Consider the following 19,037-nt stretch of genomic DNA (forward strand, 5'->3'; position numbering starts at 1 on the left):
CCTGCAAACTGCCATATATATTGTTCTGACTCTATATTACCCGGCTATCCGCCAACAGCTTTTTAACCGGTACCTTTTATCTACTTTAAATTTGAGTTGGATGCCTTGATTGTCTTCAGTTCATCAAACACCACGTCATTCAGAACCTTGATATAGGTTCCCTTCATGCCTGAAGACCGGGATTCAATGACACCGGCGCTTTCAAACTTACGGAGCGCATTGACAATTACAGACCGGGTAATGCCCACGCGGTCGGCAATCTTACTGGCTACCAGGATGCCTTCGTTTCCGTCCAGCTCCTCGAATATGTGGATAATAGCCTCCAGTTCGGAGAAGGATAACGTGCTGATAGCTGATTTTACAATCTGCACCTTCCGGGTCTCCTCTGCATTCTCCTCATTGACAGAACGCATCATCTCCAGACCTACCACAGTGGTTCCGTATTCACTGAGTATGATATCGTCAATATCATACTGGGAATCCGACTTGTAAATGAAAAGGGTTCCAAGCCGCTCTCCCGCTATATCAATGGGAGTGATGATGGCCTGATACTTCCTTACATTTTCCTCGGCAAAGCCAAGGGTGGCAAGATTTACGTTCTCCTTGGTGGACAAAACGCTTAAAAGACGTTCGTTCAGCATCTTATCCACGTAACCTCCGACCTGGTCTTCGATAAGTTCCTCTATCTCATCTACCCCAGAACAGATGCTCACCCCCAGAACCTTGCCCTTCTTGCTGATTACCAGGATATTGGATAACAATATCTCGCTCAAAACTTTACAGATGTCATTAAAAACAACTTTATGAGAATTATTGTTATGCAATAGCTTGTTGATTTTTCTTGTTTTGTCCAACAATTGAACACTCATCTCCGAAAGCCTCCTTATCCAAATTGTATATCACCCAAAAATACTCTACTAATAATAGAATTTTAACACAATTTTTAAGCAATAACAAGAGTTTTTTGAAGTTTTCGATTATTTTAAGATTTTGATATTTTTCCTATTTGTTTTTACAAATTTTTCTATTTTTCACTCTTATCCATGCGGTAGCCACAGGTCTCTCCGGCACATAAAAGCTTATTTCCCTTCTCTACCATATAAGAACCGCAGACCGGGCATTTCTGAGTGGAAGGCTTCTGCCAGGACATAAAGTCACAGTCAGGACTGGCCTCACATCCATAGTAGAGACGTCCCTTCTTTGTCTTCCTGCGCACCAGCTCCTTACCGCACTTCGGACATGGGATACCGATTTTTTCAAGATAGGGCTTGGTGTTCTTGCACTCCGGAAATCCGGGGCATGCCAGAAATTTGCCGTGAGGACCATACTTAATCACCATCTGGCGCCCGCACAGGTCGCAGACCACATCCGATACCTCATCCGCAATCTTTACGGATTCCAGCTCCTTCTCAGCCGTTTTAACCGCCTCGTCCAGGTCAGGATAGAAGTTGCTGACAACGGTCTTCCAGGCCACAGTACCGTCTGCCACTTTATCCAGCAGAGATTCCATGTTAGCTGTAAAGTTAGGGTCCACGATGCTTGGGAAGGAATTCTTCATGATGCGGTTTACCACATCCCCCAGCTCCGTTACATAGAGGTTCTTGCTCTCCTTTACCACATATCTTCTGGCAATGATCGTGGTAATGGTGGGAGCATAGGTACTTGGACGGCCTATGCCCTGCTCCTCCAGCGCCTTTACCAGGGACGCCTCCGTGTAGTGTGCCGGAGGCTGGGTGAAATGCTGGCTTGGGTCCAGCTGTTCCAGCTTTAGGACGGTTCCCTTTTCCAGGTTGCCAAGGACCTGATTTTTCTCTTCCTCATCGTCTGCCTCCACGTAAACGGACATAAAGCCTTCAAAATCCAGCTTGGAAGCCGATGTTGTGAACAGGTGGCTGCCCGCCCCAATCTTTACAGAAGTGGTCTCATATACGGCCGGCGCCATACGGCTGGCTGTAAACCGCTTCCAGATTAACTGGTAAAGCCGGAACAGGTCTCTTTGCAGTGATTCTTTTACAATGGTAGGAGTCAATGTTATGTCAGTGGGACGGATGGCTTCATGGGCATCCTGTATCTTAACGCCCTCTTTTTTAGCCTGGCTTCCCTGAGCAACATATTTCTCGCCGTAATGCTCCTTTACAAATGATCTGGCCGCTGTGTCCGCCTCGTCTGCGATTCTGGTGGAATCCGTACGCAGGTAGGTGATAAGACCCAGGGTTCCCTTGCCTTTTACCTCTACGCCTTCATAGAGCTGCTGGGCCAGACGCATGGTTTTTTGTGTGGAAAAGTTAAGTACCTTGGAGGCTTCCTGCTGCAGGGTACTGGTTGTAAACGGGATGGGCGCCTTCTTTACCCGCTCCCCTCTCTTTACTTCCTCCACCTCGTATTTACATCCCTCTAACTGGCTCAGAATCTGATCCAGTTCCTCCTTGTTGCGGATAACTGCCTTACCGCCCTTGGAGTCCCTGTTCCCATAATACTTTGCCACCAAAGGCTTCTTGTTCCCTTTCAGGAGAAGGTCTGCCTCCAGATTCCAGTATTCCTCAGGGATAAATGCATTGATTTCGTCCTCGCGGTCGCAAATCATCCGCAGAGCAACGGACTGTACACGGCCTGCGCTCAGTCCTCTCTTGACCTTTGCCCACAAAAGCGGACTGATCCGGTAACCCACCATACGGTCCAGCATTCTTCTGGTCTGCTGGGCATTTACCAGGTTCATATCAAGCTCCCTAGGGGTCTTGAAGGAGGCCTTTACCGCGTTCTTCGTAATTTCATTAAAACTGATGCGGTAAACATCCTTACTCTTAAGTTCATCCAGCTTAAGAGCCTTCATCAGGTGCCATGAAATGGCCTCTCCCTCGCGGTCAGGGTCCGTTGCCAGATAAATCTTGTCTGCCTTCTTCACTTCCTTGCGCAGCTTGGCCAGAACGTCTCCCTTTCCTCTGATTGTAATGTACTTGGGCTCATAGTCATGTTCCGCATCAAATCCCAACTGGCTCTTCGGAAGATCCCTGACATGGCCTCCCGATGCATCTACCTCATAGTTGGCGCCCAGAAACTTCTTGATGGTTTTCACTTTTGCTGGTGACTCCACAATTACCAGATAATTCGCCATTGTAAAACTCCTTACTCGCTGTTCATTTATTTTCACAAAATGGAGACACACCCCGGCGGATGCCGGAGGATATCCAAAATCCTGACACTTATGTGATTGTTTTCATGTAGTTCTGACCTGATGTTCTCACTGCAAATCCTTCCAATTCCAGCTCCAGAAGGGCGCTCATGCAGCGTCCTGCTGAAAGTCCTGTCTGTACCATAATCTGTTCCAGATGTCTGGGTTCGGAATCTAGGCAACTATACACCATTTTTTCAATCTTGGCAAGTCCCTTCTGGTCTTTTTCACGGTTAATACACTTTTTTTCGTGAAAAATGCCCATATAGTCCAGCACATCCTCAGGGCTGGTCAATATCCCTGCGCCGGACTGTATAAGCTCGTTACACCCCGCACTCAGGTCATCCGTTATCCGGCCCGGCAGCGCAAATATCTCCTTCCCCTGTTCCAGACCCAGGCTGGCTGTTATGAGGGAACCGCTTTTCTTTCGGGCCTCCATTATCAGAATCACGTCCGAAAGGCCGCTTATGATACGGTTGCGCATAGGGAAGTTCCTGGCCATGGGTTCCTCATCCGGTCCGAACTCGGAAAGGATACCTCCCTGAAAAGGAATCGCTTCATACAGATCATAATTGCTCCTGGGATAACAGATGTTCACGCCGCACCCAAGGACTCCATACGTCCTCCCCTTTCCGTTCAATGCGCCCTCATGTCCGGCCCCATCTATACCCAGGGCCAGACCGCTGACAATCTGTATACCGGCTCTTGCCAGCTCCTTTCCCATAAATCCGGCTGCCTGCCTTCCGTACTCCGAACAGTTCCTGGCCCCTATGATGGCTGCGGTTGGACATTCCTCATCCGGCAGCTCTCCTTTAACATAAAGTCCCATGGGATAGTCATAAATATGCAGAAGCCGTTTGGGATATTCCCTGTCAAGGGGCGTTACGAAACGGATTCCCTTCTCCTGTAAACAGTTATACTCCCGGACCATGCCGGAAAACCGTTCCTTCCACCGGTCATACGTGCGGCATTTTTCCTCGCTTTGTAAGATTCCCAGTTTCTTTAATTCCATTCCTTCTATATAATACGCCCGCTCAAAGCTTCCTGCCATCTCCCATATACGCCGTATGGTAACTGCCCCAAAGCCCGGAATACGGGTGAGCCAGTACAGATATTCTTTTTCATGCCTCTTGACTAAATCCATCTCCGGGCCGAAAACCGCATTCCGGCTGGATTCCTGCTCCCCACTGTTCCCTATCCCCATATCTTTTCCTCCAGTCCCCCGTATCCCAATGCTTCTGCCAGATGTTCCTTCTTTATATCCCTGCTGTCCTCCAGGTCGGCAATGGTCCTGGCAACCTTCAGCGCCTTGTGGTACCTTCTGGCACTGAAGCCTCCTGACTCATATATCCGTTGGGCAAAGTCCTTCTCCTCGGGTCCCAGGCTGCAATGCAGTTCTACCTCTTTCATACCCATGCGGCTGTTAAAACGTATCTTTGAGCCCAAAAAGCGGCGTTCCTGACGTTTTCTGGCATGCTCCACCCGTTTCCGGATGGATGCAGAGTCCTCATTTTCACCCTGGGCCGGGTTCAGTTCCCCAAAGGTAACCGGAGACGCCTCTGCGCAGATATCAAACCGTTCCAATATGGGCCTGGATATATGCCCCAGATATCGTCTGATCTGGTTCTCCGAGCAATTACAGCGGTTCCTGTCCGGATAGAATCCGCATGGACACAGGTTCATGGCTGCTACCATCATGAAATCTGCCGGAAATTCATAATTACCAGATACCCTTGTCACCGTAATTTTCCGTTCTTCCAAAGGCTGTCTCAATATTTCCACAGCAAAAGGGCTAAAATGAGGCAGCTCATCCAAAAAAAGTACTCCTCCCGAAGCCAGAGACAGCTCCCCTGGCCTGGGAGGAACGCCTCCTCCTGCCAGAGCCCTGGCTGTTATGGTGTGGTGGGGACTTCTGAACGGCCTTTCAGACAGTAAGGGACGGCCTGCCGGCAGGAGTCCACAGATACTGTAGATTCTGGATATCTCTATGTCCTCCTCACGCGTCAGTCCGGGCAGGATAGTTGGAATTCTTTTGGCAATCATAGTTTTACCGGTTCCGGCGCTGCCGGTCAAAAGCAGTCCGTGCATGCCGGCTGCCGCCACCTCCGCTGCCCTCCTCAATATGGCCTGACCGTTGACCTCCCTGTAATCCAGACCATCTTTCTTCTGACAGCCGCTCTCCGGACGGTAAAGCGGAGCATGGCACGGTTCCATGGAAGACGTGCCCTTAAGTATACCTGCCATATGGCCCAGAGATTCCACCCCCACCATATCTACCCCTTCCATTACCAGACCCTCCGCCACATTTTCTATCGGCAGGAAACATCTTTTGATACCCTTCTCCCTGGCCATGGCTGCCAGGGAAAGCACACCGCTTACAGGTTTCACCCTGCCGTCCAGCCCCAGTTCTCCAATTACCATGCTGTCCTCCAGCGTATCTGTCCCAACCACCTGAAACGCGCCCAATATGGCAACCGCAATGGGAAGGTCATAGGCAGTGCCTCCCTTGCGTATGCCTGCCGGAGACAGGTTGACAGTTATCTTTTTAGCCGGGAGACGAAATCCCGAATTCTTAAGGGCTGTCCTGACCCGATCCTGTGACTCCCTTACCTCTGAAGCCAGCTGTCCTGATATGGAAAATCCCGGAAGCCCGTCAGACACATCCGCCTCCACCGAGACCAGGACCCCTTCCACAGCCCATATTCCTCCGCTGTTGATTCGCGTAAACATCCATCCGCCCCTTTCACCTTGCTGGTAACTATAATACACATCCATAAATCAGTGGAACTTTGGCACGATACCGTACCGGATTTAAATATAAGACAGGATAGGAAGAACCCTATCCTCTTGAATGAAAGATATAATTACTATACTAAAGGGAACATAAAATTACAAGGGGCAATCTGAACTGTTTTCCATAACATGTCTTCTGGGGACCATCCGGGGACCGCTGCGCCTCCTGCCCCTTCCTACTTTTGAAACTCCGTCATATAAGGCCGGAAACGCAGGGGCAGATGGGTTCTCTGGCATACCGGGTTACAGCGTTCCCTGATGGCAATGGTATCACAGAACATACGCCACATGTCCTCGTAAGTCTCCTCGTCCGTCCTCTCCCTAAGCCAGCGGCTCCATCCCCGGTCGCTGTTCTCCTGTTCCGGTTCAAGGGGTTGGTTTACAAGAAACCAGGAGCGTCCGGCGGGATGGACTGCTGCCCTTTTATGGTTCTCATCATAAATAACCCAGTTTTCCTCCGGCAGCCGGTCTGCAAAGTGAGGTGCCAAAAGAGTCATGATATCGTTCTTCGGACCGATACGCGACACCAGTATGCCTCCCGGAGTCTCTGAAAATCGCAGAAACTCTGTCAGCAGATGATTTTCATTGTAAACATTCCGGCACAGGCCGAATATATCATAGCAGGCCGGAAGCTGAAGCATGTCCAGTACCGACGGGCCGTGGCGGAAAGCCTGTATCAGGAACCTGTATATCTTATCCGCCCGTTCCCGGTCCTGGCTCAGGGAGGCGGTGTATACCTTCCTGTATATCTCCTGGGAGAGCTTGGCGCACACGGAACGGATAACCTTCTCCGCCTTTTCCGGACAGATCTGTACATCCCTGTACTCTGCAAAAAGCTCCAGTTCCTCATATTCTCCCTTTACGGCCAGCCGGACATTCTCATGGCCGGCCGGGTCAGACCAGGCATCGTATACACCGCAGAGAATCCCCTCAAGCCATGGCTCGCACATGTAAACCGTCATATGGTACACCTCCTCATTCCTTACAGGCTCCCTGTCACAGAAGCATAATGGTCTTCGCCTGTCACCGGCATCTCCAGATGCATGTCATCAAAGAGTGTGAGCTGGCGGAAACTGTCCCTGTTCTCAATATCCCAGGCTTTGCGCCTCTCATCTCCCACAAGACAGGATGTAATATAATCCTGGTCCAGCCTGGCGCCTTCCATCATGCGCCCGTTGCAGGTGATGAAATATCTGGCCCGTTTCAGGACCACCCCCATTTTCTTTACGTCCTCGAACCGGAGTCCGCCCTGCTTTCTGGCATTTACAATTCTCTGGACCGACTTTACTCCCATGCCGGGAACCCTGAGAAGCTCCCCGTAGGAAGCCCTGTTGATTTCCACCGGGAACAGCTCCAGGTGGCGCAGGGCCCAGTCGCACTTGGGATCCAGAAATACGTTGAAATTCGGCTGTTCCTCCGACAGCAGCTCCTCAGCCTTAAATCCATAGAACCGGAGCAGCCAGTCCGCCTGGTATAACCTGTGTTCCCTTAACAGAGGCGGTCTGGCTGTCACGGAAGGCAGACCGCTGTCGTCGTTAACCGGCACATAAGCGGAATAAAAGACCCTCTTAAGGCCGTAATTCTCATACAATGCCTGTGTGACAGCCATCATCTGGTAATCATTCTCCGGGGTGGCCCCCACAATCATCTGGGTACTCTGGCCCGCAGGCACAAAGGGCGTCCTGGCATACCGGGAGTCGGGAAGGTGCCTGGTTTCTCCCCCGGCGCTCTGCACGGCCTTCTGTCCATCATCCAGACCATCCTGCCCCCCGCCGGATAAACCATGGTTTCCCGGCAAAAGGGCGCCTGGCTGTGCCAGCTCCGGACGAATCAGGGCAGCGCCGCCTGCAAAACCAGCCCTCTCCGTTGCATAAGGCTTCTTAAATTCCCTGTCATATCCCAGGAGATGGCTGGACACCGCAATTCCCTGCTGCACCTGACGCATGGGCTTTAATATCTTATCCCTGGTCTTCCCGGGAGCCAGATTCTTAAGTCCCTCAGCCGTGGGAAGCTCCAGATTAATGCTCATGCGGTCAGCTAAAAAACCCATCCGCTCCACCAGCTCAGAGTCAGCCCCCGGTATGGTCTTCACATGGATATATCCGTTAAAATGCCACTGGTTCCTGAGTTTATGCAGAGTCTCGTAAATCAGCTCCATGGTATGATTGGCGTTATACAGAATGCCTGAGCTCAGAAACAGGCCCTCAATGTAATTCCTGCGGTAAAATTCAATGGTAAGCTTACACACCTCATCCGGCGTAAAGGCAGTCCGCACCACATCATTGGAACAGCGGTTCACACAATATTTGCAATCATAGATACACTGGTTGGTAAACAGAATCTTGAGAAGGGAGATGCATCTGCCGTCCGCTGAAAAACTGTGGCAGATTCCGGCCTCTGAAGTGTTTCCTATGCTGCCTGCCTTTCCCTTTCTTCTTACCCCGCTGGATGTACAGGCCACATCATACTTGGCTGCATCCGTAAGTATCTTTAACTTTTCCTGTACGCTTAAATTCTCCTGTATCAACATGATATCACCACCCAGAACGTATGTTTGTTCTGATAGTATAACACAGAATTCAGACAAACGCAATCGCAAAAAGAACATTTGTTCTTTTTTGCTTGCCGGCGAACTTTTAGGGATGCTCTTTTCAATGATTCCACAAGTTCAGGCTATTATGTTAAGTCCCATATTCTCAGACTATTATTTTCACACACCCCCATGTATGAAACCTAATTGTAAAGAGGCCTGCGCCCGTCCCCGCCATATCATATGGCGTGAATCCGGCCGCAGGCCTCACAGTTATGGAAAAAATCAATGGAACATGATTCTGTCCGGGATTTGGATTTGTCTTTAATCCCTGTATCCGTTGGGATTCATGGACTGCCATTTCCAGGAATCTGCACACATTTCCTCAATCCCCTTCTCAGCCACCCAGCCCAGCTCACGCTTTGCCTTGGCAGAATCAGAATAACAGGTAGCCACATCACCTTCCCGGCGGGGCTGAATCTCATATTTTAACGTCTTGCCGCAGGCTTTCTCATATGCGTGGAGCACATCAAGCACACTGTAGCCCACTCCGGTTCCCAGGTTATAGATGCTGACGCCCTCTTTGTCCTGCAGCTTCTGCACTGCCTTTACATGGCCCTTTGCCAGGTCCACCACATGGATGTAATCCCTGACCCCTGTCCCGTCCGGCGTGTCATAATCATCGCCAAATACATTCAGATGGTCCAGTTTGCCCACTGCCACCTGGGCAATATAGGGAACCAGATTGTTGGGGATTCCCTTGGGATCCTCTCCAATCAGACCGCTCTCATGGGCACCGATGGGGTTGAAGTAGCGCAGCAGCACCACGTTCCACTCCGGATCCGCTGTATGTAAGTCTGTCAGTATCTGCTCCAGCATGCCCTTGGTCCGTCCGTAAGGATTGGTAATCTCTCCCTTGGGGCAGTTTTCAGTGATGGGGATTTCTGCCGGATCTCCATACACGGTAGCGGAAGAACTGAATACAATATTTTTGACCCCATGGCTGCGCATCTCATCGCAGAGAATCAGGGTGCCTGTGATATTGTTGTGATAATACTCCAGAGGCTTGCGCACGGATTCCCCCACTGCCTTAAGACCTGCAAAATGGATGACCGAATCAATATCCTCCTTGTCAAACACTTCCTTAAGGGCCGGCTGGTCCAGAAGGTCTGCCTCGTAGAATTTTACCTTCCTGCCTGTTATCTTCTCCACTCTCTCCAGTGCCTTCTCGCTGGAATTATAAAGGTTGTCTACAACAACCACATCATAACCCGCTGTCAGCAGTTCCACACAGGTATGGCTTCCGATATAGCCGGCGCCACCAGTCACTAAAATAGCCATGGTATCTCCTCCTTACGAACAATTGATTGCTGCAAAAAGGCGGAACAGGTTAAGCTGTCTGACCGTTCCGCCTGTTATGACTAGTATAAAGGGAAAGCTGTCATAAAACAATGCACAATTCTTCTATCTTTTTACAATATTTTTTGAATGACACCCCTTAACCGTGTTTTGCAAACTCTGTCCGTATCTTCTCAATTGCCTTTTTCTCAATCCGGCTCACATAAGAACGGGAGATGCCCAGCTTGCCGGCAATCTCCCGCTGGGTATGCTCCTTCCCGCGGTACAGCCCGTATCGCATCCCCAGAACCGTCTTCTCTGTCTCTGTCAGACAGGACTCAAAGGCTTCATAAAGCTCTTTTACGTCCTGTTTTAAAATCATGGTATCCAGCGTCTCTTTATTGTCCATCTCTATCACATCCACCAGACTGACGGTTTCCCCGTCCTTGTCTACTCCGATGGGCTCAAAAAGGGACACTTCCTTGGAATACTTCCTGCTGGCTCGCAGAAGCATCAGTATCTCATTTTCCACGCATCTGGCTGCATAGGTGGCCAGTCGTGAGCCTTTATCTACGTTAAATGTATTCACTGCCTTAATAAGGCCTATGGTTCCCACGGACAGCAGGTCCTCCATGTCGTAATCAGAGCCCTGATACTTTTTTACCACATGGGCCACCAGACGCATATTATGCTCAATCAGCATATCTCTGGCAGACTGGTCGCCCTCTTTGCAGCGTTCCAGATACTCTTTTTCCTCTCCTGCTGATAATGGTTTTGGAAAAGTCTTCAAAGAAAGCCACCCTGCATATTCTTAATCTTATTCTATGCGGGGGCAGCTTGCCAAGTGCTTTTACAAGTTTTTATTGGCTTATACTATTTTCCGAATCTATGACAAACAGCTCCTTAACCTTCTTCCGGTCCAGGCTGTGGTTGTACACAAGTGCCTCATAATCCAGTACCGTGTCCTGATAGGGGCAGCGCTCCGACTCTGCCTTGGCCCAGTAGTAATAGGTTCCCTCCCTGTCATAGCAGCCCAGAGGGTGGACCACCGGAAGTTCCTCCCTCATGGCAAGCAGGAACCGGTTATAGGGTGCCATCTCAAGATTGGCCCTCCACAGGACCTCAGAGGACAGGTAGACAGCGCCGAGACGCCCCATATTCCCGGAGGGCATGCTGTAATTCGTCCATATAATAAATGGGGTCTCGTACCACATGAGATGTTCCTGCGCCGGAACTTCAGAACTGGGCATGCCGGCTATGTCATCGTAAAATTCATCCTCCACGCTGGGCTGGTGATCCCCGAACATGACAATCATGGTGGGCTGGTCTGTCAGGCTGAAATACTCCACCAGATACTGGAAAGCCTGGTCCGAACGCTTCATGAGGGACAGGTACTGGTCCGTCTTTGGATATTTTCCCTCATATTCGCCGGTAAGCCATACCTCCTGTTCAAAATTGTCGTAGGTCCCCTCATATCCGCCGTGGTTCTGCATGGTTACATTGAAGATAAACAGCTTATCCTCAGGATTTTCCTTGGCCTCCACCACCTGGATCAGCTTCTGGTAATCCGCCTCATCGCTTACATAGTTGCGCAGCTCTTCACTGCCCTCGTAAAATTCCTGGTCCAGGAACGCGTCAAATCCCATATTCTGATAGCACTCCACCCGGTTCCAGTTCTCTCCGGGATAAGGGTGCATTGCCACGCTGTAATACCCCTGGTCCTTTAAGGTGCTGACCATGGAATAGGTCCCCGGCTTTACATTGAACTGGTAGGCAATGGAATTGGCAGGCAGCAGGGCCATGGAGTCCCCGGTGAGAAACTCAAACTCTGTATTGCTTGTCATGGAACCGAACACGGGCACGCAAAGACTGCCCCTGACCGTGTTTTCCTCAAGGCTGTCCATAAAGGGGAAATATTCTGTATTGGTGGTAAAATCACCTGCCGTCTTAAGCTCTGCCAGGCTCTCGTTCATAATACATATTAAATTGACCGGCGTTACAGGCTGCCCGTCCTCCAGCGGGTTCTCCGGGTTCTCCGGGTTCTCCGGGTTTTCCGGATAGGCCCGGCTTTTTTCCGGATAAGCCTGACCATTTCCTGCTTCCGCATATATATTCTCCTCCAGGCGGCTATATATCTCCTTTAGCCTGGCGTTACTGTACCCCTGAGGCGGCTTCTTTACCACATACTGCAGGGAGACAGCGGTGGACAGCACATAGCCGTATTCCTGGTATGTCCCGTTGATGGCCCACATATTGATGCCCAGCCCCCAGGAAGGGACCAGAACGGCAAAGAACCATGCCCCATAGGCCGCTATGGAGGCAGTTATGCCGCCTCCCACTGCCAGACGGAGCTTCCAACCTTTAACCCGGCGCGGTATGAACCACAGGAACACGTTCATAAGCAGAAGCAGGACAAAGGCTGCTTTCATCTGACGGGTAATGAAAAATTCATAGTTGCCGGATACGGTCATGGCTGTCCTGAATGCCATCACATCCCACAGCATGATGGGTCGTCCGCGGAAGGCCACCACAAAGGTCTCCGCCAGGGAAATGACATATAGGATGCAGGAAGCAGCGGGCACAGCGATTCTGGTCCTCCCCGTGACAGCAAACAAAGCCAGATACAGCACATAAATCCAGCCTATGTTCAAAGCAGCCATATAATAAGGAACCGTGTCCAGATTCCCCGTGACATACTCAAACATAAAGTATGACGCCACTGGAGCCATTAGCAGACACACGGTTCCCACTGTATACCATATATATTTTATAATCTTTATCTTATTTTCTTTTGTCACCATTGTCGCCTTTTTGTTAGAATTTTGTTAATAAAATTTAATAAACTTATCCTAACATAAAGGATTTAATGATTCAAGAGTCAAATGCTTCCATGAATGACATTTCACAGACATTTCACAGAACCTTCACATTTTTCCAGCCCGCTTCCCAGCCGGAGGGAAAAATCCTCTCCCTGCCCCAACGCTCTTATCCTTAATATTCATTCATGATATAATTGACCTTTGGAACAATTATATGGGTCTGGACCTGCGTAATGCGGGTTCCTTCTATCAGGGAAACATTTAGTACGTAATAGGAATCCTCATGGTAAAACAGCCGGAATGTGAATACCTTTCCCTGTATTTCTTTAAACCAGATCTGGACCGGGTGGCCCCAGGCCTCCTCCGCCGTTTCATCATATTCCAGTCCTATGATGCCCCTGCCGGTAAACTGGTATATGCCTGCATATATATGGTTGTAACTCTTTTCTTTTGAAATATACTCGTCCTTCCGGTCATTATTAAAATCAATTTTATAAAAGGTTTCATAAGGTGAAACAACTGAGCCAAGCCTTAAAAACTGATTCAGCTCAATCTCCGGATCTTCATCACCCGTATAGACATCTTCATCGTTTGAACGGTATGACAGGTCCGCCAAATCTGTTTTTATTTCTTCCAGATAACCGGTGACATCCCCTGCGTAAGCAGCGCGGTTATCATATATTTTCTGCCACATAAATGATTCAGGCACCGCCTCAATAACGGCGTCTTGTCCGCCTTCCGGTATCAGGCGGTGTATCATTATATTGTCCAGATAACGGGGACGCTCACCCCCCGGAAACGGCCGCTCCACAATATACAGTCCGCCGGAATGACAGATTATTTTTCCGCCCAGATACTCAGGCTGATAGGTGCTTACATAAGCCAGACCGCCCGCAGTCCCGCGGTAAATATGCAGATCTCCTATTTTTCCTGTGACGCTGTACTGCAGCAGGAGAAAGTAATCCGTACGGCCAAGGGAAATCCGGCAGACATACTGGGTGCCGCCGTTAAGCGTACGCCTGGCCTGACTCAGGTATGTTCCATATTTACGTTCAAAATCCCCCTGGTCTGTCTGGTACATTTCCATTCCCAGCCCGCGCTCCAGACGATCCAAAGCCTTGTCCGCCAGTAAACCGGCCAGAATTTCCGTGAAATCATCGGGTATGTCCGCACAATTATTTTGAATGGCAGCAGAAGAACCCTGTACTTTTAACAAAAACACTTCTGCCACATCCGGCAGGTTATAGGGAAATGCGCTGTCTCTGGCCGGATCCTGGTATGTAAGCGGTTTATATATGGAGACATCCGTGCCCACACCAAACTCTGTCACCCGGATATCATCCGGCTCCAATACAGCCATGTAATCCATTAAAATCGTGGTTTGGCCATCCTCCTGTATTCTGGCGTCCACCAGATACCTCTGCCCGGACTGAATCTCCTGGTACAGTGTAAAAGCAGCCGCCTTTCCATTCAAATGTTTAAACCACATATCAACCAGCCTGTAATGATTGTCCCTCCATGCCTCCACTGCGGCCGGACACTGCTTAAAATCCTTATCGTACCATTTGATACTGTGTTCAAACGGCTGCCTGTATCCCGGAGGTGTTTTTGTAAATATCTCATCTTTGCCGTCATTGTTTATATCCATGATATACATATGGCTCCAGTTTATAGCATCGGCATCCTCCCAATAAGCCGTATCATCATACAAAAAAGGCCGCTCCTCGTTCCGATACTCCCATTCATCCCCATAAAATGTATTTTTCGCCCTGTTTGCATAGATAACGTCATATATGACATCATCGAGATAATCCTGAACAATATGGGTATCAGGATGCTGCTCATTGCAATACAGAAGGTGTGGTTCGGAAATACGGAAGGTCCGGTTGAAGCATATGCTATCTGTAATGTTGGCCAGATGAAAGATAGTCCGGTCAAGCATGTATATCTGCAAATTGACGGTTCCTGTGGAATCATCAAAGCAGCTTGCCCCATAATAAAAGGCAGACTCATATTGGAATAACGTAAAAAACCGGACATCGTCCATATACTGGCTGTTGAAAAAAACATACCCATTCTCTCCCTCAACCATCATATGGACATAGGATATGGTTCCCCTTCCGTCTTTTTCAAAGGCTATCAGCTCATCGGTCCCGTCGCCGTCCGTATCACAGCGGTAACATGAATATTCCGCCTCATTTTCGTTGAAATCAGTTATCGCCATTTCATTTGTCATTTCATCCGTCATATCTAACAGAGACAGGAATTCATGGTTTGCAATCCGAAAATCCTGTTGGTTCAGTCCATACAGATATTCTATACAGGCATCCGCATCCTCCTGGTTCATTCTGTATTTCAAATCGCTGACTAATTCCACCGGAAAACCGTAACAATCATCTGCCGGCTCTAAATCCCCCGGCAGCCCGGGGAAACATGTATTATCTTCAACCAGCATTGACAAGCCGCTGTCTGTCAGTGGGGGCACAGACAATTCCGGCTGCTCTTTCACCGGCTGTCCGGCTGCTGCGTCCGCTCCGGCTGCTGCGTCCGCTCCGTCAGCCTCCCCAAAACAGGCAGTCAGCAAAAGAGAGAGAATGCTTACACTTATGATCAATCTATACCCCATGGATACCTCCTGGTATTACCTCCAACGAATCCTCAGCACTTCCCCGTCATATACGTATACGGAATTTCCCTGATACAATCCTCCTGTAAAATATCACGGTCAGCAGAGTCGCCGCAATCCATCCAAAGGGCCAGGCCATCCAGATACCCGTGCTTCCGAAATGCCCTGTAAGGATATTTGCCACGATAATGCGCAGAATCAAATCCGGCACAGTGGCCAGCACAAAATAGGTCATGGCTCCGGAGCCCCGGATAATACCGTCTGTCATGAGCTTAATGGAAATCATAAAATACATGGGACTTACGATGCGCAGAAACTCCATGCCGGACTCTATGGCCCGGGTGCTTCCCGCCCCCAGGAACAGTCCCATCATCTGGCGGCTGAACACAAAATACAGCAGGAAGAACGGGATCGTGGCATAAAAGGACAGCCTGACGCCGGTCTTAAAGCCCAGGGGGATCCTCTCTCTCTTTCCCGCTCCCATGTTCTGGGCCGTATAGCTGGACAGACAGCCTCCCAGTGACATGAATGCGTTGATGGCAAAGGTATTAAGCTTGACGGCCCCGGAATAGCCTGCTATGACAGCGGAGCCGTACCGGTTCACGATTTCCTGGACAAACATATTTCCCACTGACAACACGCTCTGCTGCATGATGCTGGGCACTGCGATGGCTGCTATCTGCCCCAGCAAAACAGCGCTGAACAGCACGGTCCTCCGGTCGGTTTTAAGGGCGCCCAGACGTCTGGCCAGAGTCCCCAGAGCCAGGATGGCGGAAACCCCCTGGGCAATAAAAGTAGCCCATGCCACTCCCGCCACTCCCAGGCCCAGCCAGGCCACGAACCAGTAATCCAGCGCGATATTTCCCAGGGACGAACCGATGAGAAAATACAGGGGAGTCCTGGAATCCCCCAGGGCCGTAAATATGCCTGTACATACATTGTAGAGAAACAGGAAGGTCAGCCCGTAGACATAGATCTTAAGGTACAGCTCCCCGTCCGCGAATATGTTGTCCGGGGTATGGATTAAACGCATCATATCCCCGCAGAAGGCATATCCCAGCATGGTCAGAATCAGGCTCATGGCGCCGCAGGCAATGAACGCCGTGTAGACAGCGGTCTTCATCCTGCCTATGTCCTTTGCCCCAAAGAGCCTGGACACCACCACGGAAGCCCCCAGGTTGCTTCCCACCGCAAAGGCCATGAATATCACCGTGATGGGATAGGAGGCCCCAACGGCTGCCAGCGCATCCTCACCTGCAAACCGGCCCGCGATGCTGCTGTCCGCGATATTGTAAAACTGCTGGAACATGACGCTTATAAACATGGGCAGCGCAAACCGCCACAGTGTCTTTTTCGGATGCTCCGCCGTCAAATCTGTAATCATGATACCCTTTTTCCTCCCAATGACAATTTATGTACCATTATACCCTTGGTCTGCCATAAGGGCAACCGGAAATATAGAGGAAACGCAAATCTGAAACGCAAAGCACATATGAACGGACGGCGGAGAAAAGCACTGACAAAATACTGCAAATCAGCGAAAAAAAACGCCCGGGGCTTTCCCATTTACAGGATTTGCCCCAGGCGCAGTCTTTTCACATGATAAATCCATTAGTGGTGGAAGAGACGGATTCCCGTAAATGCCATCACCATTCCATACTGGTTGCATGTCTCGATAACCTGGTCATCGCGGACAGAACCGCCGGGCTGCGCCACGTATTTTACGCCGCTCTTGCTGGCCCTGTCAATATTGTCCCCAAAGGGGAAGAAGGCGTCGGATCCCAGGGCCACGTCTGTCATGGTGTCCAGCCAGGCCCTTTTTTCCTCAGCGGTGAATACAGGAGGCTTTACCTTGAAGGTCTTTTCCCATCTTCCGTCAGCCAGCACATCCATGTAATCATCTCCCATATATACATCAATGGCATTGTCTCTGTCAGCCCTCTTGATGCTGTCCACAAAAGGAAGGTTCATTACCTGGGGAGCCTGGCGCAGATACCAGTTGTCCGCCTTGCTGCCTGCCAGACGCGTACAGTGCACCCTGGACTGCTGTCCCGCGCCGATGCCGATGGCCTGTCCGCCTTTTACATAGCATACGGAGTTGGACTGTGTGTATTTCAGGGTGATGAGGGAAATCATCAGGTCAATCTTGGCAGAATCCGGAAGCTCCCTGTTCTCAGTGACAATATCCTCCAAAAGGTCCCTGTTGATCTCCAGGTTGTTATGTCCCTGCTCAAAGGTGATGCCGAATACCTGCTTGCGCTCCAGGGCCTCAGGCTCATAGTCCGGATCAATCTGGATGACATTGTAATTACCGTTTTTCTTGGACTTTAGGATTTCCAGGGCTTCCGGCTCATATCCCGGAGCGATAACGCCGTCAGACACCTCGCGTTTTATGATTCTGGCCGTGTCCGCGTCGCACACATCAGACAGAGAAATAAAGTCCCCGAAGGAGGACATGCGGTCTGCTCCCCTTGCCCTTGCATATGCGCTGGCTAACGGTGAGAGTTCACCCATATCATCCACCCAGTAAATCTTCCTCAATGTCTCGTCAAGAGGCAGGCCCACTGCCGCCCCGGCAGGTGAAACATGCTTGAAAGATGCGGCGGCCGGAAGCCCTGTGGCTGCCCTCAGCTCTTTTACCAGCTGCCAGCCGTTTAACGCGTCCATGAAATTGATGTAGCCCGGTCTGCCGCTCAGTACTGTGATGGGAAGCTCCCTGTCCCCTTCCATGAAGATTCTGGAAGGCTTCTGGTTTGGGTTGCAGCCGTATTTAAGTGCCAGTTCTTTCATAATCATACCTCTCTCCTTATTTATTTTTATTTACGATTCTCGTCTCATATGTGCCGGCGGCAATATCAATAAAACGCACGAACAGGGACACCTTGTTATCCTCGTTAAGGCTGTTCCAGACCAAATCCGTAAAGGCGTCAATGTCCCCGCTTATCCCCACCTTCTTAGGCTCTCCCTCAAAGCTGGGCAGAGGATTGCCGTCATGCATGTAGGTGTGGATAAAACGTCCCTCACCCGCCGCCGGCGACTGGTACGCATAAGTAAAACGCAGGCAGGAATCCGGATTTCCATTGTCGCTCTTTAAAATGGACATGGCATAATTATAATTGCCGTTTTCAATGTGCATGATGCCGGAGATCCGCGGTGTGTAATTAGGCGCATCCGGCTCGAATTCCCTGCATCGCAAGGACTGCTCAAAGGTCATCTGGTGGTCCATTCCGTCGTAGATGGTGTCGGTCTGGTCCCCGTTGGTCACAATGGTCTTGTTTCCAAGAACCCGCACAGGGGCATAGATAATCAGGCTTGGGTCCTCCAGCTTGGCAGGGTCAAATGCCTGGGTGCGGATTCCTTCCCCATCCTCCGCAAACACGCGGTTGCGGCTGTTGGCGCTTCTGCCCATGATAAAATAGGCGGTTACTGCCTTTGTTCCGTCTTCTGATCGCCCGATGACGATTCCCCGTCCGGGATAAGCATTGCTTTTCAGCTCCTGTTCCAGTGACATCTGATTCATACTGATTCCTCCATTCGGCTTAATAGGTTTCTGAAACTTAAAAGAGCCGGCTCCCGGACACGCAAAAAAATATGCGTGCCCAGGCGGTCGGCTCAAAATAGTTCATGGTACTGCGTGCTCCCTGTGGTTGCTCCACTATCCGCCAGTCACACGCCCTACCATTAATATATATCTTTTTTTCTAATATTGCAACCCTTTTTTAGAAGTTTTACTAATCAAGGAAGTAGAAGAAACCAGTCTTT

At 50.1% G+C, this 19,037-nt stretch carries 13 protein-coding genes and 1 riboswitch; all 13 genes read right to left on the reverse strand.

Annotated features, from left to right (window positions below; translation table 11 throughout):
- Nucleotides 1-80: 80 nt before the first annotated feature.
- The 13 genes from codY to LI015_RS11235 all read right to left on the reverse strand — a co-directional run bounded on the left by codY (nucleotide 81) and on the right by LI015_RS11235 (nucleotide 18,795).
- A complete protein-coding gene (gene codY / locus LI015_RS11175) occupies nucleotides 81-869 on the reverse strand; it encodes a GTP-sensing pleiotropic transcriptional regulator CodY (protein ID WP_002564491.1) in 789 nt (262 codons plus the stop codon).
- A gap of 155 nt (nucleotides 870-1,024) precedes the next feature.
- Entirely contained in the window at nucleotides 1,025-3,112 is a 2,088-nt protein-coding gene (gene topA, locus LI015_RS11180; protein WP_119204747.1) for a type I DNA topoisomerase, read from the reverse strand.
- An 88-nt stretch (nucleotides 3,113-3,200) separates the two neighbouring features.
- Nucleotides 3,201-4,373, reverse strand: a complete 1,173-nt coding sequence (gene dprA, locus LI015_RS11185) for a DNA-processing protein DprA (protein WP_227125023.1) — start codon at nucleotides 4,371-4,373, stop codon at nucleotides 3,201-3,203.
- Complete coding sequence (locus LI015_RS11190; protein WP_227125025.1) at nucleotides 4,364-5,899, reverse strand: YifB family Mg chelatase-like AAA ATPase; 1,536 nt, start codon at nucleotides 5,897-5,899, stop codon at nucleotides 4,364-4,366. The genes dprA and LI015_RS11190 overlap by 10 nt, the downstream gene beginning before the upstream one ends.
- 239 nt (nucleotides 5,900-6,138) lie before the next feature.
- On the reverse strand, nucleotides 6,139-6,924 hold the full coding sequence (locus LI015_RS11195) for a TIGR03915 family putative DNA repair protein (protein ID WP_118018961.1): 786 nt from the start codon (nucleotides 6,922-6,924) through the stop codon (nucleotides 6,139-6,141).
- 20 nt (nucleotides 6,925-6,944) lie between these two features.
- Nucleotides 6,945-8,492: a putative DNA modification/repair radical SAM protein gene (locus LI015_RS11200; RefSeq protein ID WP_227125027.1), complete on the reverse strand. Its 1,548-nt coding sequence runs from the start codon at nucleotides 8,490-8,492 to the stop codon at nucleotides 6,945-6,947.
- A gap of 324 nt (nucleotides 8,493-8,816) precedes the next feature.
- Nucleotides 8,817-9,833, reverse strand: coding sequence for a UDP-glucose 4-epimerase GalE (gene galE / locus LI015_RS11205; protein ID WP_002564497.1), 1,017 nt, complete (start codon nucleotides 9,831-9,833; stop codon nucleotides 8,817-8,819).
- A gap of 157 nt (nucleotides 9,834-9,990) precedes the next feature.
- Nucleotides 9,991-10,620 (reverse strand): RNA polymerase sporulation sigma factor SigK, encoded by a 630-nt coding sequence (sigK, locus tag LI015_RS11210; RefSeq protein WP_002564498.1) that lies wholly within the window; start codon nucleotides 10,618-10,620, stop codon nucleotides 9,991-9,993.
- A 70-nt stretch (nucleotides 10,621-10,690) separates the two neighbouring features.
- Complete coding sequence (locus LI015_RS11215) at nucleotides 10,691-12,631, reverse strand: LTA synthase family protein (protein ID WP_227125029.1); 1,941 nt, start codon at nucleotides 12,629-12,631, stop codon at nucleotides 10,691-10,693.
- A 190-nt stretch (nucleotides 12,632-12,821) separates the two neighbouring features.
- A complete protein-coding gene (locus LI015_RS11220) occupies nucleotides 12,822-15,275 on the reverse strand; it encodes a hypothetical protein (protein ID WP_227125031.1) in 2,454 nt (817 codons plus the stop codon).
- Between the two features lie 46 nt (nucleotides 15,276-15,321).
- Nucleotides 15,322-16,659 (reverse strand): MATE family efflux transporter, encoded by a 1,338-nt coding sequence (locus LI015_RS11225; RefSeq protein ID WP_227125033.1) that lies wholly within the window; start codon nucleotides 16,657-16,659, stop codon nucleotides 15,322-15,324.
- 227 nt (nucleotides 16,660-16,886) lie between these two features.
- Complete coding sequence (locus LI015_RS11230) at nucleotides 16,887-18,065, reverse strand: phosphoribosylaminoimidazolecarboxamide formyltransferase (RefSeq protein WP_024726355.1); 1,179 nt, start codon at nucleotides 18,063-18,065, stop codon at nucleotides 16,887-16,889.
- Nucleotides 18,066-18,081: 16 nt separating this feature from the next.
- A complete protein-coding gene (locus LI015_RS11235) occupies nucleotides 18,082-18,795 on the reverse strand; it encodes an IMP cyclohydrolase (protein ID WP_002564503.1) in 714 nt (237 codons plus the stop codon).
- Nucleotides 18,796-18,865: 70 nt separating this feature from the next.
- Nucleotides 18,866-18,955, reverse strand: a riboswitch (ZMP/ZTP riboswitch).
- Nucleotides 18,956-19,037 lie beyond the last annotated feature (82 nt).

Source organism: Enterocloster sp. 210928-DFI.2.20, assembly GCF_020554465.1.
Taxonomy (GTDB): Bacteria; Bacillota; Clostridia; order Lachnospirales; family Lachnospiraceae; genus Enterocloster; species Enterocloster bolteae.

Coding starts and splice junctions, on each gene's coding strand:
- LI015_RS11195 (WP_118018961.1), bottom strand. CDS start 6,924: ATGACGGTTTACATGTGCGAGCCATGGCTTGAGGGGATTCTCTGCGGT.
- dprA (WP_227125023.1), bottom strand. CDS start 4,373: ATGGGGATAGGGAACAGTGGGGAGCAGGAATCCAGCCGGAATGCGGTT.
- LI015_RS11190 (WP_227125025.1), bottom strand. CDS start 5,899: ATGTTTACGCGAATCAACAGCGGAGGAATATGGGCTGTGGAAGGGGTC.
- LI015_RS11200 (WP_227125027.1), bottom strand. CDS start 8,492: ATGTTGATACAGGAGAATTTAAGCGTACAGGAAAAGTTAAAGATACTT.
- topA (WP_119204747.1), bottom strand. CDS start 3,112: ATGGCGAATTATCTGGTAATTGTGGAGTCACCAGCAAAAGTGAAAACC.
- LI015_RS11235 (WP_002564503.1), bottom strand. CDS start 18,795: ATGAATCAGATGTCACTGGAACAGGAGCTGAAAAGCAATGCTTATCCC.
- LI015_RS11220 (WP_227125031.1), bottom strand. CDS start 15,275: ATGGGGTATAGATTGATCATAAGTGTAAGCATTCTCTCTCTTTTGCTG.
- LI015_RS11215 (WP_227125029.1), bottom strand. CDS start 12,631: ATGGTGACAAAAGAAAATAAGATAAAGATTATAAAATATATATGGTAT.
- galE (WP_002564497.1), bottom strand. CDS start 9,833: ATGGCTATTTTAGTGACTGGTGGCGCCGGCTATATCGGAAGCCATACC.
- codY (WP_002564491.1), bottom strand. CDS start 869: ATGAGTGTTCAATTGTTGGACAAAACAAGAAAAATCAACAAGCTATTG.
- LI015_RS11225 (WP_227125033.1), bottom strand. CDS start 16,659: ATGATTACAGATTTGACGGCGGAGCATCCGAAAAAGACACTGTGGCGG.
- LI015_RS11230 (WP_024726355.1), bottom strand. CDS start 18,065: ATGAAAGAACTGGCACTTAAATACGGCTGCAACCCAAACCAGAAGCCT.